The organism is Jeotgalicoccus halotolerans, from assembly GCF_003387165.1.
Taxonomy (GTDB): Bacteria; Bacillota; Bacilli; order Staphylococcales; family Salinicoccaceae; genus Jeotgalicoccus; species Jeotgalicoccus halotolerans.
Genome location: NZ_QUMW01000013.1, coordinates 62,778 through 75,474 on the forward strand (window position 1 = coordinate 62,778; position 12,697 = coordinate 75,474).

The 12,697-nt window shown below is 42.0% G+C and carries 13 protein-coding genes; 9 read left to right on the top strand and 4 right to left on the bottom strand.

The genetic code is table 11. The annotated features are described in order from the left end of the window. Positions 1 to 7: 7 nt before the first annotated feature. The 4 genes from recF to dnaA all read right to left on the bottom strand — a co-directional run bounded on the left by recF (position 8) and on the right by dnaA (position 4,160). The gene (recF, locus tag DFR63_RS08715) at positions 8 to 1,111 is read right to left on the bottom strand and encodes a DNA replication/repair protein RecF (protein WP_115885564.1); all 1,104 of its coding nucleotides are present in this window, start codon (positions 1,109 to 1,111) and stop codon (positions 8 to 10) included. Continuing rightward, a complete protein-coding gene (locus DFR63_RS08720; protein WP_115885565.1) occupies positions 1,108 to 1,326 on the bottom strand; it encodes an RNA-binding S4 domain-containing protein in 219 nt (72 codons plus the stop codon). The genes recF and DFR63_RS08720 overlap by 4 nt, the downstream gene beginning before the upstream one ends. 190 nt (positions 1,327 to 1,516) lie before the next feature. Then, positions 1,517 to 2,650, bottom strand: coding sequence for a DNA polymerase III subunit beta (dnaN, locus tag DFR63_RS08725; RefSeq protein WP_115885566.1), 1,134 nt, complete (start codon positions 2,648 to 2,650; stop codon positions 1,517 to 1,519). 169 nt (positions 2,651 to 2,819) lie between these two features. Continuing rightward, positions 2,820 to 4,160 (bottom strand): chromosomal replication initiator protein DnaA, encoded by a 1,341-nt coding sequence (gene dnaA / locus DFR63_RS08730; RefSeq protein ID WP_115885567.1) that lies wholly within the window; start codon positions 4,158 to 4,160, stop codon positions 2,820 to 2,822. A 436-nt stretch (positions 4,161 to 4,596) separates the two neighbouring features. Here dnaA and rpmH point away from each other — a divergent pair, with 436 nt between their 5' ends. The 9 genes from rpmH (at position 4,597) to DFR63_RS08775 (ending at position 12,691) form a co-directional block, all read left to right on the top strand. Continuing rightward, positions 4,597 to 4,734 (top strand): 50S ribosomal protein L34, encoded by a 138-nt coding sequence (gene rpmH / locus DFR63_RS08735; RefSeq protein WP_026859410.1) that lies wholly within the window; start codon positions 4,597 to 4,599, stop codon positions 4,732 to 4,734. 115 nt (positions 4,735 to 4,849) lie between these two features. After that, positions 4,850 to 5,185, top strand: coding sequence for a ribonuclease P protein component (rnpA, locus tag DFR63_RS08740; RefSeq protein ID WP_162842338.1), 336 nt, complete (start codon positions 4,850 to 4,852; stop codon positions 5,183 to 5,185). A gap of 15 nt (positions 5,186 to 5,200) precedes the next feature. Beyond that, positions 5,201 to 6,043 (top strand): RNA-binding cell elongation regulator Jag/EloR, encoded by an 843-nt coding sequence (gene jag, locus DFR63_RS08745; RefSeq protein ID WP_115885569.1) that lies wholly within the window; start codon positions 5,201 to 5,203, stop codon positions 6,041 to 6,043. A gap of 14 nt (positions 6,044 to 6,057) precedes the next feature. Further along, entirely contained in the window at positions 6,058 to 7,434 is a 1,377-nt protein-coding gene (mnmE, locus tag DFR63_RS08750; RefSeq protein WP_115885570.1) for a tRNA uridine-5-carboxymethylaminomethyl(34) synthesis GTPase MnmE, read from the top strand. 17 nt (positions 7,435 to 7,451) lie between these two features. After that, positions 7,452 to 9,335 carry a tRNA uridine-5-carboxymethylaminomethyl(34) synthesis enzyme MnmG gene (gene mnmG, locus DFR63_RS08755; RefSeq protein ID WP_115885571.1) on the top strand — a complete coding sequence of 628 codons (1,884 nt, stop codon included), beginning with the start codon at positions 7,452 to 7,454 and terminating at the stop codon, positions 9,333 to 9,335. Next, positions 9,332 to 10,045 carry a 16S rRNA (guanine(527)-N(7))-methyltransferase RsmG gene (gene rsmG, locus DFR63_RS08760; RefSeq protein ID WP_115885572.1) on the top strand — a complete coding sequence of 238 codons (714 nt, stop codon included), beginning with the start codon at positions 9,332 to 9,334 and terminating at the stop codon, positions 10,043 to 10,045. The genes mnmG and rsmG overlap by 4 nt, the downstream gene beginning before the upstream one ends. A 16-nt stretch (positions 10,046 to 10,061) precedes the next feature. Then, positions 10,062 to 10,874: a ParB/RepB/Spo0J family partition protein gene (locus DFR63_RS08765; RefSeq protein WP_115885573.1), complete on the top strand. Its 813-nt coding sequence runs from the start codon at positions 10,062 to 10,064 to the stop codon at positions 10,872 to 10,874. A gap of 101 nt (positions 10,875 to 10,975) precedes the next feature. Then, positions 10,976 to 11,749 (top strand): ParB/RepB/Spo0J family partition protein, encoded by a 774-nt coding sequence (locus DFR63_RS08770; protein ID WP_245954166.1) that lies wholly within the window; start codon positions 10,976 to 10,978, stop codon positions 11,747 to 11,749. An 18-nt stretch (positions 11,750 to 11,767) separates the two neighbouring features. Next, positions 11,768 to 12,691 (top strand): mechanosensitive ion channel family protein, encoded by a 924-nt coding sequence (locus DFR63_RS08775; protein WP_115885575.1) that lies wholly within the window; start codon positions 11,768 to 11,770, stop codon positions 12,689 to 12,691. The last annotated feature ends 6 nt before the right edge of the window (positions 12,692 to 12,697 follow it).

A 12,697-nucleotide genomic window follows, 5' to 3' on the forward strand; every position in this document is an offset into this window, starting at 1 on the left:
CCTTCCGTTATTCATCGATTTTGATTTTGCCGTTTTCTATTTCAAATAGCTGCATATCATCCATAATCTGATGGTTGATATCGCTGATTGAAGTCGTCGTAACGAACGTCTGCACCCGGTTTCTGATTGAAGTTAATAAATGCGCCTGTCTCACTTCATCAAGTTCACTGAGCACGTCGTCCAAGAGCAGGACCGGATATTCTCCAACTTCCTCCTTGATTAATTCGAGCTCCGCAAGTTTTACAGACAGCGCAGTTGAACGCTGCTGGCCTTGGGAGCCGTAAGTCTGAACGTCAAAATCATTAATCGTAAAACCGATATCGTCCCGATGCGGACCGACAAGTGAAGTCCCTCGTTCGATTTCTTTATTTAAATTCTCAGCTAAAAGAGCAGATATTTCCGCTTTCAATGCTTCCGGATTATCGCTCTCATATTTAATATTGGGGTTATAGACTACATTTAAAATTTCTCTGCCGTTTGAAATATCAGCATGAATTCTTGAAGCGTGACGTTCAATCGTGGCGATAAACTGCTCACGTTTTAAAATAATCAGGCTTGCATGATGAGCAAGCTGGTCATTCAGCACTTCAATCATAATCTGATCGACGCTGCGCGATTTTAAGTACTGATTTTTCTGAGCGAGAACCTTGTTATAGTCGGATAGATGATTCAAATATATTTTCGATATCTGACCGCATTCCATATTAATAAATTTTCTTCTGACCTGCGGTGATCCTTTAACGATATTGAGATCTTCCGGAGCAAACAGCACCGTATTCAAATGACCGATGTACTGCGACAGTTTTGCGACTTCAAGATGATTCACCTTGGCCCGCTTCCCGCCCTTTGCAATACCGATTGAGAGCGGCAGCGTGCTGTGCTCTGTCGTAATGACCCCGTTAATATACGCATCTTCCGCGCCGAACCGGATCAGTTCCCTGTCTTTTGACGTCCGGTGGCTCTTCGCAAGGGACAAAAAGTAAATTGCTTCAAGAAGATTTGTTTTTCCCTGGGCATTATGGCCGATAAAAATATTCAGCTTAGGATGAAAGGCCAGAGACAGGGAATCATAATTCCTGAAATCTGTGAGCTTGATTTCGTTTAGTATCATTGCACCGGATACTTAAATTTATATTCGCCGACACCTGCAATGACCAATTCGTCACCATCGTGCAGTTTTTTGCCGCGTCGGTTCTCAGGCTCTCCGTTTAAAAATACTTCATGTTCACTTAAGAACCATTTAGCTTCGCCGCCTGTACCGATAATATTTTTATATTTTAAAAATTTACCGAGTGTTATCATGCTATCCAAATGAATCGTTTCCATAGACATAACCTCCTATTACATACTCATTCATTATACTACATTTTACATATATTTTCATTATTTAAGCCCAAATAAAGCGTTTAGAGCCTTTTATAGGCATGAAGGCTTTTACCTACCGGTAAACATAAAAAAGAGACCAGAGGCCTGTTTTTCATGAAAAAAGGCATGGTCTTAAATATTTGCGTACTGATTAGTATGTTCTAATCGGTAAAATCAGCTGTACGACTTCGGAAGATTCGCTCGGTGTAATAGTGAACGGTCTCATCGTGCCGAAGAATTCAATGGTTACTTCTTCGTCCTGAATCGCACGAAGTGCTTCCATCATATATTTTGAGTTAAAGGAAATTTTAATGTCTTCACCTTCGATAGCAGAAGCGTTTACAGCTTCGTTTACGGTACCGACTTCAGGTGAGTTCGAAGTTAATTCCACATTATTGTTTTCCACAGTCATGCGGATAACGTTGTTGCCGCCTTCACGTGCCAGGAGTGAAACACGGTCAATTGCATGGTAAAACTCGGAGTTGTTAACGCTGACCTTAGTTTCATAATTTTCAGGGAACAGACGGGAGGTATCCGGATAGTTTCCTTCAAGTAAACGCGAGATAAAGCGCATATTGCCGTATGTGAACAGCACCTGATTCTGCGACAGGTTAATTTCTACATCTTCATCCGAGTCTGTGAGTATCTTGCTGAGTTCAGACAATGATTTACCTGGAATAATCGCATTTGAAATTTCCGTGTTAAATGTTTTATCCAGCAGTCTTCTTAAAGCAAGACGGTGGGAGTCCGTTGCAGTAAATGAAATATTATCTTTGTTAAAGTTCCAGTTTACACCTGTTAAAACAGGACGTGTTTCAGATAAAGACACTGCAAAGTTTGTCTGGTTAATAATTGTTTTTAATACTGCAGAAGAAAGTACTAAACTGTCTGCATCGTTAACTTCAGGAAGCAGAGGGTACTGATTTGAATCATTTCCGCTTAAGTTAAATTCTGATTTTCCTGCGGTAATTTTAGTCTGGAAATTTTCAGTTGTTTCCAGATCTACAAAATCACCGGAAAGTTTTTTAATGATGTCTACAAAGAAACGGCCTGTTAAAACGACTGAACCGGGTTCTTCGATTTCAAGAATTTCTTCATTATCAATTTCTGCAGGTATTGTAATTTCAATAGATATTTCCGAATCACTGCCGGTAAGTATCATTTGATCATCAGAGACATCGATTTTTATCCCGTTTAAAATAGGCAAAGTAGTTCTTGGTGAAATAGCTTTTAAACAATGATTTAATTGTTCGATAAAATATTGTCTTTTAATACTGATTTTCATAAGCGAGTACTCCTTATTAAATAGATATATAGTATATAAAATAATAGTAATAATAGTAGGTCCTGTGGATATGTGGAAAACCGGGTTGAAGCTATACAGAGAAAGTTATCCACATGTGCACAAAGTGTTGACTACAGTGTAACATTTATCCACAGTATTCACATTAGATTTAATTAAGCTTTTTCTCGATTTCTTTTAATTCATCTCTGAATAACTCATCTTCTGAAACAAGCTTTGAAATTTTCTCATGCGCGTGAATGACAGTTGTATGATCCCGCCCGCCGAATACTTCACCGATTTTAGGCAGTGAGTTGTCAGTGAGTTCGCGTGATAGGTACATTGCGACGTGTCTCGGGAAAGCGATGGACTTGGTTCGCTTTTTAGAGGCGAGCTCATCGATGTGAATGCCGTAATATTCGCTGACGGCTACTTGAATATCGTGTATTGTCATACGTTTTGACTTGGTTGTAACAACGAGGTCTTTCAGCGCTTCAGACACTACTTCCGGAGTCATCGGCTGATTTGAAATTTTTGAGTATGCTGCAACGCGCGTGAGTGCGCCTTCCAGTTCACGGATATTTGTATGAATATGGTTGGCGATGTAAATCATTGCTTCATTTGGAATCTCTACATTTTCTTCTTCGCATTTCTTCCGCAGAATCGCAATTCTCGTCTCGAGGTCAGGCGGTGTGACGTCTGTCATCAGCCCCCATTCAAAGCGCGAGCGCAAACGGTCTTCAAGCGTCGGAATTTCCTTCGGTGTCCGGTCGCTGGAGATAACGATCTGCTTGTCATTCTCATGCAGCGAGTTAAAGGTGTGGAAAAACTCTTCCTGCGTTGATTCCTTGCCTGCCAGAAATTGAATATCATCGATTAACAAGACGTCGACATTGCGGTACTTGTTGCGGAATTCTTCAGTTTTGTTATCGCGGATAGAGTTGATGAATTCATTCGTAAATTTTTCACTCGATAAATAAACGACTTTCGCATTTGGACGGTGCTCCAGCACATAATTCCCGATAGCATGCATAAGATGCGTTTTGCCGAGACCTACTCCCCCGTATATAAACAGCGGGTTATATGCTTTCGCAGGGGCTTCCGCTACTGCGAGTGAAGCTGCATGCGAGAAGCGGTTGCCGTTGCCGATGACGAACGTATCAAATGTATGCTGGGCATTTAAAGCATGTTTAACAGGAACATCCATTATCTGGCTGCTTTTTTCAGATGCTGGATTTTTCGCGGGTGCTGGATTATCCAGCTGTTCATCTTGAAAAACGATTTTAACTGAAACTTTTTCACCGATTGCTCGGTAGATGCTTTCTTCAATCAGTGTTAAATATTTTTCGGACAGCCAGCCCTGCTGGAATTCGTTATCCGCTTTGACAATTGCGCTGCTGCTGTTTAAATCAATCAGTTTTGTATCTTTAAACCATGTCTGAAAGCTGACGGTCGGGATATTTTCACTGATATTTTCAAGGACATTATCCCAAATACTATTTAAGCTGCTCATAAAATAATCCTTTCTTATTCACAAATAACAGGCTGTGGATAACTCATATACACAGGTGTAGAAAAGTTATGCACAGCTTATGCACATTCTGTGGATAAATACCCAGAAGAACTTACTTATCCACAGCGATATGGGTAAAATTATAACTGATTTTCTTATGTATATCAATAGTTTTAAGAGTTATGCACATAATCAACAGTTTTCCACAAAATCTTACATACAGCCTGTGGATTTGTGGGAGAAGCCCTTTTTAAACTGTTGATAACTTTATCCTGCAAAAAAGTTATCCACATTTTATTATGGTTTTCCCGTAATCTCATAGAAGGAATATCAAATAAAAAGTTGAAAAGACAACACATTTTTGGTATTCTTTAATAGTTGCAATTCTAAGAGAAGATAAAAGACAGAGATATATATTTAAACGGAGGTGTCATTAATGGTAAAACGTACCTATCAACCAAATAAACGTAAACGTGCAAAAGTACACGGTTTCCGTGAGAGAATGAGTACTAAAAACGGCCGCAAAGTTCTTGCACGCCGTAGAAGAAAAGGAAGAAAAGTTCTTTCTGCATAACCATTAGATCATCTGACGAGGATGATCTTTTTTTTTGCGCCAATACCGGATGTTTTATAAAATGAGTGCTTTTTAGTATAATAATTAATCATAGATATGAAAGAGCGTAATAATGATGAAAAAGCGATATAGAATTAAGAAAGAAAAAGATTTTAAACTGATTTTTAAAAGAGGAAAATCATATGCTAACAGGCAGTTTGTCGTTTACTTAAAGGACAACGGTGAAATTCCGCATTTGAGACTCGGCATCAGTGTGTCCAAGCGTCTCGGCAACGCGGTAAAAAGAAACCAGATAAAACGGCGCATCCGAGCATTTTATCAGCTTCACAAAACAGAACTGAAACCGCGTGAATATGTAGTTATCGCCCGAAATCCCGTCAAAGATATGAACTATCACGAGATGGAAAAATCATTATTGCATGTCTTAAAAATCGCGAAATGTATTAAATAATACGGGGGTAGTATTATGTACAGAATTTATACTGAAAAAACAGTAGATGATGCAGTCGCAAAAGGATTAGACGAGCTTGGCGTAACTGAAGACGATATTAAGATTGAAGTAATCGACAGCGGGAGCGGCGGTTTCTTAGGTTTTGGCAGACGCGATGCTGAAGTGAAACTGACAATCATCAATCCGGAATTAAAAACATACGGTTCCATCGATGCGATGCTTGAACAGCAGTCTCGGAAGGTGCAGAGACAGCTTGAAGAAGCTGAAGAACCGGCAAATCCTGAACCTGCAATAACAGAAAAGATGCCTGAAAGAGCGGAAGCTCCAAACCAGGAAAATCCGGCAGCTGAGTTTCGTCCTGAAACTGAAGACGGTGCCGAGGATGAAGAAACGCTGTACGAATCCTCGGTTAATAGTGCGGCGGATGACACAGCAGCTTATATTTCCAGCGTCGTACGTGAAATGAATATTCCCAACGACATTGAAGTGAGTGTTAAAAACACAACGGTCACAATTGAATTTCATGCAGAGCTTGCAGCTAAAATTATCGGCAAACGCGGGCAGACTTTAAACGCGCTGCAGGAACTCGCGCAAAACTACTTCAATACGATATATAAAAGTTACGGCACAGTCGTTTTGGATGTAGAAAATTACCGTGCAAAACGGCGCGAAACGCTGGAGAGTCTCGCTATTAATATGTCGAAAAAAGCAATGCGTACGGGCGAATCGGTTAAAATGGAACCGATGCCTTCATTCGAACGTAAAATAATGCATCATGTCTTAAGCAGGGTAAAACATATTGATACGTATTCAGAAGGACGGGAACCGAACCGCTACGTCGTGATAACTAAGAAATAAAAGGAGTTTTTAACATGCAATTTGAAACGATCTCAAGCATCTCCACACCGGTTGGTGAAGGGGCGATTGCCATCGTTCGTTTATCAGGTGAAGATGCGATTGAAATTGCAGACCGTCTGTATAAAGGGGCGAAAAAATTAAGCGATACTGACAGCCACACGATTAATTACGGACATATTATCGATCCGAAAACTGGTGAAACGGTCGAAGAAGTTATGGTGGCTTTAATGCGTGCACCGAAGACTTACACGAGAGAAGACATCGTGGAAATTAATTGCCACGGCGGTATTCATACAGTGAACCGTGTGCTGCAGCTGACGCTGAACAACGGTGCGAGAATGGCGGAACCGGGCGAATTTACGAAACGCGCCTTTTTAAACGGCCGGGTAGACTTATCGCAGGCTGAAGCGGTTATGGACTTTATCCGCGCGAAAACGAACGAAGCATCTAAAGTTGCGAACCAGCAGGTGCAGGGACGCTTGAAAACGTATATTGAAGAACTCCGTCAGAGCATTTTAAATATTCTTGCCCAGGTTGAAGTAAACATCGACTATCCAGAATACGATGACGTCGAAGAAGCGACGACATCATTTCTGCTGTCGGAAGCGAAAAAAGTCAGTGATAATATCGATAAACTGCTGAAATCGAGTACGGAAGGCCGTATTTTACGTGAAGGTTTAAGCACGGTTATCGTCGGCAAGCCGAACGTCGGAAAAAGTTCTTTATTAAACTATTTAATTCAGGATAATAAAGCAATCGTTACTGATGTTGCGGGAACGACGCGCGATATTTTAGAAGAATATGTTAACGTCAACGGCATTCCGCTGAAACTCGTGGATACCGCCGGTATCCGCGAAACGGATGATATCGTTGAAAAAATCGGTGTGGAACGTTCGCGTGAAGCACTTAAAGACGCGGAACTGATTTTATACGTGATGAACAATAACGATGAGCTGACACCGGAAGACCTTGAACTGCTGGAATCTGCAGATGATAAAAAAGTGATCGGTATCGTAAATAAGCTCGATCTTGAAAATAAACTGAATATTAATTATCTGGAAGAACATTTTAAAATACCGTTAATTAAAACGTCCATTATAAATGGTGAAGGTGTCGACGATTTGGAAAACGAAATCCAGGAGATGTTTTTCGAAGGCAGCCTTTCATCTACGGATTCGACTTACGTGTCGAATAACCGTCACATTAATTTGCTCGAGCAGGCAAAAACAGCGATTGAAGATGCAATCTCTTCGGCTGAAATGGACGTACCCGTGGATATTATCCAAATTGATCTTATAAAAACATGGGAATTGCTCGGAGAAGTTATCGGAGAAGACGTATCGGAACAATTAATTGATAAACTCTTTAGTCAATTCTGTCTAGGGAAGTAAATACAGGAGGTTAAATAATGACCGGCAATATTAAATATGATGTGATAGTTATCGGCGCAGGTCATGCTGGTGTTGAAGCGGGGCTTGCAGCAAGCCGTAAAGGATTAAAAACACTGATGCTGACGATTAATCTGGATAACATCGCATTTATGCCATGTAACCCTTCAGTCGGAGGTCCGGCAAAAGGAATCGTCGTGCGCGAAGTGGATGCATTAGGCGGCCAGATGGCCAAAGTAATAGACAAAACTCATATTCAAATGAGAATGCTGAATACAGGTAAAGGACCTGCGGTGCGTGCACTGCGCGCTCAGGCTGATAAAGTCCTTTATCAGCAGGAAATGAAATCGGTACTTGAACAGGAGCCGAACCTCGACATATTGCAGGGAATGGTTGATGAACTCATTATAGAAGATGACGTTATCCGCGGTGTGAAAACGAATGTCGGCACCGTATACGATGCTGATGCAGTAATTATTACAACAGGGACTTTCCTGCGCGGTGAAATTATTTTAGGCGACTTAAAATATTCAAGCGGACCGAATCATCAGATTCCATCACTTGCGCTTGCAGATCAGCTGAAAGAGCTCGGTTTTGAAATTATCCGTTTTAAAACGGGAACACCGCCGCGCGTTAACGCGGATTCTATCGATTACTCGAAAACTGAAATTCAGCCGGGGGACGATGTACCGCGCGCTTTCAGCTTTGATACGACAGAATTCATTATGGATCAGCTGCCTTGCTGGTTAACATACACATCACAGGAAACACACGAAATTATTACAGCGAACCTGCACCTGTCTGCTATGTATTCAGGTGTGGTTCAGGGAACAGGTCCGAGATACTGTCCGTCAATTGAAGACAAGATTGTCCGTTTTAACGATAAACCGCGCCACCAGATTTTCCTTGAGCCGGAAGGCCGCAACACGAAGGAAGTTTACGTGCAGGGCTTATCAACAAGTATGCCGGAAAGTGTGCAGCGCGATATGGTAACGAGCATACCGGGACTTGAAAATGCACGGATGATGCGCGCAGGCTACGCAATTGAGTACGATGCATTAGTACCGACTCAGCTGTGGCCGACGCTTGAAACGAAGAAAATTAAAAATCTTTATACGGCAGGGCAAATCAACGGCACGAGCGGTTATGAAGAAGCGGCCGGTCAGGGTCTGATCGCGGGCATTAACGCAGCGAACAATCTGCTCGGTAAAGAAGAGTTAATCTTAAGCCGTACAGATGCATATATCGGCGTACTGATTGATGATCTGGTAACGAAAGGGACCAATGAACCGTACCGCCTCTTAACATCACGTGCAGAACACAGATTGCTGCTCCGTCATGACAATGCAGACATCCGCCTGACTGAAATCGGTTATGATAATGGCCTCATCAGCGAAGAGCGTCTGGCTCGTTTCAATAAGAAAAAAGCAAACATCGACGCGGAACTGGAACGCCTGCAGAAAGTGCGCATTAAACCGAATGAGCACACGCAGAATATCGTTTCAGAGCGCGGCGGCACAGCACTGAAAGACGGCATTCTCGCTGCGGACTTATTAAGACGTCCAGAAATGGATTATGCGTCAATCATGGAAATTTTAAATGAAGAGATTACGCTGAACCAGGAAGAATACGAACAGGTTGAAGTACAGATTAAATACGATGGTTATATTAAAAAATCATTACAGCAAGTCGATAAAATGAAACGTATGGAAGAAAAGGTTATACCTGAAAACATCGATTACGATGCAGTGCACTCAATCGCGACAGAAGCGCGCATGAAACTGAAAGAAGTTAAACCGCTGAATATCGCTCAGGCATCCCGTATTTCAGGGGTTAATCCGGCAGATATTTCCATTCTGCTTGTCTATATCGAACAAGGTAATGTGAAAAGGGTAGAAGCATGAACGAAACAGAATTCATAAACACTTTAAAAGATAAAGGAATTGAGCTGTCCGCGGTACAGATCAGCCAGTTCAAGACCTATTACAAGATGCTTGTAGAATGGAATGAAAAGATTAACTTAACTGCTGTAACCGAACTCGAAGAAGTCTATTTAAAACACTTCTACGATTCCATTACACCGCTTTTCTACGCGGATATTGAAGAAGGCGCGAGCCTTTGCGATGTAGGCGCAGGCGCCGGCTTTCCGAGCATTCCAATGAAAATTATCCGTCCGGACTTAAAAATTACAATCGTTGATTCTTTGAATAAGCGCATTACGTTTTTAAATGAATTAACTGCTGTGCTCGGTCTTGATAAAATACACCTGGTTCACGACAGAGCGGAAACGTTCGGCCAGCACCAGGCGAGACATATGTTTGATGTGGTAACGGCACGTGCTGTTGCCCAGCTGAATGTCTTGTCTGAGCTGTGTCTGCCGCTCGTCCGCACAGGTGGCCAGTTTATCGTGATGAAAGGCAAAAAAGCGCAGGAGGAACTCGATGAGAGTAAATTTGCGCTGGACCTGCTCGGCGGGGAACTGACGAAAATTCATCAGCTGTCACTGCCCAAGGAAGAAAGCGACCGTTATATTATGATCATCGACAAGAAGCGTAAGACACCTAAGAAATACCCCCGTAAACCGGGGACGGCTAACAAATCCCCATTAAAATAAAAGGGTGGTGGAATGTGTGAAAAAACCATTTTCAAAATTATTTAATCTAATAGATAAAAGCGAAACGCGTTCCGATGATGATTCGCTAGTGACTGTGTCTGTAGAACATATCGTCCCGAACCAGTACCAGCCGCGTACTGTATTTAATCATCAGCGTATTGAGGAACTCGCACATTCCATCAAAGCGCACGGACTGCTGCAGCCGATTACACTGCGTCCTATTGAAGAAGGCATGTATGAAATTATTGCAGGCGAGCGCAGATTTAGAGCCCTGAAACATCTCGGTTACGAAGACACCCAGGCAATCGTTAAGTATTTAACAGACCAGGAATCAGCAGCAATTGCTCTGATTGAAAATATCCAGCGGGAAAACTTATCGAGTATCGAAGAAGCGAGAGCTTATAAACAGCTCCTCGCAATGGATGATATTACACAGAAAGATCTCGCGGAGAGTATCGGGAAAAGCCAGTCTTTTATCGCCAATAAATTAAGGCTTTTGAAGCTCTCTAACGACGTTATAACGGCGCTCGAAAAAGATGATATCACCGAAAGACACGCGCGGGCACTGCTTATACTCGATAACGATACCCAATGCGACGTTTTAAAAAATATCGTTAAGGATAATTTGACGGTAAAAGAAACAGAGCTCGCTGTGAAGAACCGGAAGAAGGTCCGCATCGAGCAGATTAACTTTAATGACGATGTTGCTTTTATGCTGAATGACTTTGAGCGTGACATTAAGAAGCTGCAGGACAAAGGTATCGATGTCAATATTGAGACGTCTGAAACCGATGAGCTGCATGAAGTCACGATACGTATATACAAATAGTGCTCACACATGACAGTGTGAGTTCTTTTTTGACTTACAAACAGTAAGGTTGCTGTTATAATTGAACTGTATTTTAACTATATAAAGTCGGTGAGATTACGGTGGAAATTATAGAACTGCCCCTTAAAGATATCCGCAAAAATCCATACCAGCCGAGACAGACTTTTGACGACGATAAGCTGGAGGATTTAAAAAACAGTATTTTAATTCACGGCGTAATGCAGCCGATTACCGTCAGAAAGTCGGTAAAAGGCTATACGCTGGTTGCAGGAGAGCGGCGGCTCCGGGCCAGTATGAGAGCGGGACTAGAGAAAATTCCTGCGATTATTACCGGCATGTCCGACAAAGAAATGATGGAACTTGCGATTATAGAAAACCTGCAGCGGGAAGATTTAAGTGCGCTTGAAGAGGCGGAAAGCTACAGGGAACTTATGACCAAAGCAGAACTCACTCAGGATGAACTGTCGCAGCGGCTCGGCAAATCGAGATCTTATATCGCGAATATGCTCCGGCTGTTAAATTTGCCGGCTGCGGTAAAGCAGGCTATGAACGAGCAGAAGCTGAGCAGCGCGCACGGCAGAACCCTGCTGTCGCTGAAAGATCCGCTGTTAATGGAACAGGTGGCAGAGGAAGCGATTAAAGAGAATATGAGTGTACGGTCGCTTGAAGCGTATGTAAAAACGTTCGATAAAAAGAGAAAAATAAAAAAGACAGGTAAAAAGCTGAAATTTTTACAAGGTTATGAAAATCAGCTGAAAGAACATTACGGTACGAATGTGGAAATCAAAAAAGTAAAAAATAAAGGAATGATTCAGCTGGAGTTTACGTCTCAGGAAGAGTTTGAGAGAATCCTTGCGATGCTCCAGAAAAAATAAAGAAAGAGGCTTTAATATATGCGTTTTTTAACTTTACTTAGTACAGCAGATACTGAAGACCCGATAGGGTTTGTACAGGAACTTATTGCACAGTTTCAGAAACCAGAGATATGGGCTGCTATTGGCAGGAATATTTTATTTGCATTAATTTTTATAATTGCCGGATATATTTTAACTAAAGTTGCCAACCGTCTGATTGATAATTTCTTTAAATATAAATCAAAATCCCGTCTGAGGGGTTCGGATAAGCGCAATCAGACTTTAATTAACGTGCTGCAGAACGGTGTCACCATCTTTATCTGGTTCTTCGTTATCGTAGGGGTGCTGGAACTGTTCAGTATTCCGGTTGCTACGCTCCTTGCCGGTGCTGGGGTCGTTGGTCTGGCTATTGGTTTTGGCGCACAGAGCTTAGTGAAAGATATGATTACCGGATTCTTTATCATTTTGGAAAACCAGTTCGATAAAGGTGATTTCGTCAGAGTAAATACTTCCGGTACTACTGTTGCCGAAGGTGAAGTGTTATCATTAGGATTGCGATCATCCCGTATTCAAGGCTACGAAGGCGAATTGTATATGATTCCGAACGGCACGATTAACGAAGTCATTAACTTTTCACGCTACAATTCAATTTCATATCTCGACATGAACTTTTCTATTCAGGAAGATCTGGATAAGGTTGAAGAGACAATGAATAAGTATTTCGAAAACCATTGGCGCGAAGAAGAAGTGCTCGTCGAACAGCCGGCAATATTAGGCGTGCAGGATATTCAGCAGGGCGAAGCTACAATCCGAGTTATGCTGACCACCCAGCCGATGGAGCATTTCGGTGCGACGAGACGCATGCGCAGACGCCTGAAACAGTATCTCGAGTCACAAGGAGTATTTGTATCTGTACCTACTATGGACATTAACGATTTCGATCAAAATGATGCCGGGGAGTAAGTAATT

What these genes read in the sequence shown, in the direction of transcription:
- DFR63_RS08720 (WP_115885565.1), bottom strand. Translation starts at nt 1,326, where the DNA reads ATGGAAACGATTCATTTGGATAGCATGATAACACTCGGTAAATTTTTA.
- DFR63_RS08775 (WP_115885575.1), top strand. Translation starts at nt 11,768, where the DNA reads ATGCGTTTTTTAACTTTACTTAGTACAGCAGATACTGAAGACCCGATA.
- mnmE (WP_115885570.1), top strand. Translation starts at nt 6,058, where the DNA reads ATGCAATTTGAAACGATCTCAAGCATCTCCACACCGGTTGGTGAAGGG.
- rpmH (WP_026859410.1), top strand. Translation starts at nt 4,597, where the DNA reads ATGGTAAAACGTACCTATCAACCAAATAAACGTAAACGTGCAAAAGTA.
- jag (WP_115885569.1), top strand. Translation starts at nt 5,201, where the DNA reads ATGTACAGAATTTATACTGAAAAAACAGTAGATGATGCAGTCGCAAAA.
- mnmG (WP_115885571.1), top strand. Translation starts at nt 7,452, where the DNA reads ATGACCGGCAATATTAAATATGATGTGATAGTTATCGGCGCAGGTCAT.
- rnpA (WP_162842338.1), top strand. Translation starts at nt 4,850, where the DNA reads ATGAAAAAGCGATATAGAATTAAGAAAGAAAAAGATTTTAAACTGATT.
- rsmG (WP_115885572.1), top strand. Translation starts at nt 9,332, where the DNA reads ATGAACGAAACAGAATTCATAAACACTTTAAAAGATAAAGGAATTGAG.
- dnaN (WP_115885566.1), bottom strand. Translation starts at nt 2,650, where the DNA reads ATGAAAATCAGTATTAAAAGACAATATTTTATCGAACAATTAAATCAT.
- dnaA (WP_115885567.1), bottom strand. Translation starts at nt 4,160, where the DNA reads ATGAGCAGCTTAAATAGTATTTGGGATAATGTCCTTGAAAATATCAGT.
- recF (WP_115885564.1), bottom strand. Translation starts at nt 1,111, where the DNA reads ATGATACTAAACGAAATCAAGCTCACAGATTTCAGGAATTATGATTCC.